We start from the raw sequence: 2,159 nt of genomic DNA on the forward strand, positions 1-2,159 counted from the left end.
CGACCACCCATGGCGGCTGCAACCCCAGCGCGCTGGTGAACAGCGCTTCGACCCCGACGCTCATCGAATCAACTCCCCCGGCGAAGCCCGCCCCGTGGACATGTGGACAGGCCGGCAAGCGGCCTGTCCACATACCCACCGGGCTCGACGACCAAGGGTCATTGTGAATGTTGGGTTCCACACGAAACGACATGGAGCCCCTAGATCACGTTGGGCGGCTTAATCCGTTCCACCACACCAATACGCTTTGCCATTCACAATTTCAGCACGGGAGACTTTTTATGAGCATTCTTACTGAACAACCATTGCACGTGACTATACAAGATTTGACACCTGTCTTTATCGCCTATGTGTCTTGCCAACTACAACAAGCGACTGGTAGTTACAACGAACAAATTCGGGACGGTTTTCAACATATAAAAGACTGGGCTCGACAGTGCGGCTACGACCCTTCAGCCCTAAAAGTAATTGGTATCCCACGCACCAACGGCGCTCAACTAGTCGGTTATGAGTGCGCATTAGAACTTCCTGAAGCCATTTTCCAAGGCACAGAAGATATCCAAACACAACAACTACCAGGTGGGCGTTATGCAATCCTATGGAAGGTCTGAAGAACCGACCGAGCGACTATGCACAGGCCGCATCCCGACGTGTCGAAGCGCTTACAGACCGATTTCCGGCCTGCCTGTAGCGATTGCGCGGCCGATTCATGCGCCACGCCGATGCATTTGGCCCCTGCGGGGGCGGTCCAGACGCACTCATGCCGCAGCCGCCTGCAATTTGCGTCGCGCCATCCACAGGTTCGACAGCATGAACAGTGTCGTGACCTGCGCCGCGTTCTTGGCCAGCCCGCGGTAGCGCGCCTTGCAGTAGCCGAACTGCCGCTTGATCACCCGAAACGGATGCTCGACCTTGGCGCGGATGCTGGCCTTGATCCGCTCGGCCTTGTCCCTCAACGCATCCAGCGGCTTGCTCGGGTCCAGCGCTTTGCGATGGCCCGGCGTCATCGCCACGGCCCAGCGGATGCGTTTGCGCCGGCTCCACTTGGCAATGCCGCGGTAGCCCGAGTCGGCGAAGACATGCTTCTCCTTGCCGTGCAACAACTGATCGACGACACGCAGGTCGTGAACGTTGGCAGCCGTGCAGACCTGGTGATGAACCAGCCCCGAGTCGGCATCCACGGCGATGTGCGCCTTCATGCCGAAGTACCAGTTGTTGCCCTTCTTGGTCTGGTGCATCTCGGGGTCACGCGTGCCGGTGCTGTTCTTCGTCGAGCTGGGCGCGGCAATCAGCGTGGCGTCGACCACCGAGCCCGTCTTGAGCATCAGCCCCTTGGCACCGAGCGTGGCATTGACGGCGGCGAACATCTGCGCAGCCAGGCCATGCTTCTCCAGCAGGTGCCGAAAGCGCAGGATCGTGCTCTCGTCGGGCAGCCGCACCAGGCCGTCGGGCAATTGCGCGAACTCACGGTACATCGGCACGTCGAACAGTGCCTCTTCCATCGCTGGGTCCGACAGACCGAACCACTGCTGCAGGAAGTGGATGCGCAGCATGGTTTCGATGGCAAACGGCGGACGCCCGGTCTTCGCGCGCGGGCTGTGCGGCTGGATCAAAGCGACCAGCTCAGCCCACGGCACCACGCGCTCCATCTCCTCGAGGAACTCGCGCCTGTGCGTCTTCTTCGTGCTCAGGTCCAGACCCAGGGAGGATTGCTTCATCGCGCAGCACCGCATGTTGGATGCCTCAACTCATGCAAGATGCGCGCCGCAGGGTGAGGTTTTGCAGACCATCCCTATCACTTGAGAAGGACTCTAACACGATAGGAGAGACTATTGGACGTTTCTTTGCGGAGTATATGCCACAACATCAACTGATTGTAGACCCGCAACGTCCCAGTTATGAAGTCTACTACGAGCATACTATGGACTTTTGTGTTCCGATTTTGTAGACAATCATAGATGGGAGCAGACTATGTTTAAATACGTTGTCCCCAAATTCCCTGCCGCCAATGTAAAGGCTTCGGTCGAATTTTATAAGAGCAAATTGGGCTTTGTGGAACTTTTCGGCTCCATGTCGTTTCGTGTGGAACGCGACGCCGTCATTTCGGCATCGCCGGCACGAATGGGCTGGCCGGCAGGTGCCTGAGCTTGGACAGGCGC

At 58.2% G+C, this 2,159-nt stretch carries 2 protein-coding genes; one reads left to right on the plus strand and one right to left on the minus strand.

The window, feature by feature from the left end:
- The first annotated feature begins 281 nt into the window (after positions 1-281).
- Positions 282-611, plus strand: coding sequence for a GyrI-like domain-containing protein (locus tag DRV96_RS17660; RefSeq protein WP_210757103.1), 330 nt, complete (start codon positions 282-284; stop codon positions 609-611).
- Positions 612-758: 147 nt separating this feature from the next.
- Here DRV96_RS17660 and DRV96_RS17665 read toward each other — a convergent pair whose 3' ends face one another.
- Positions 759-1,718 carry an IS5 family transposase gene (locus DRV96_RS17665; RefSeq protein WP_119293588.1) on the minus strand — a complete coding sequence of 320 codons (960 nt, stop codon included), beginning with the start codon at positions 1,716-1,718 and terminating at the stop codon, positions 759-761.
- Positions 1,719-2,159 lie beyond the last annotated feature (441 nt).

This window comes from Azohydromonas sediminis (assembly GCF_003574675.1).
Lineage (GTDB): Bacteria > Pseudomonadota > Gammaproteobacteria > Burkholderiales > Burkholderiaceae_C > Calidifontimicrobium > Calidifontimicrobium sediminis.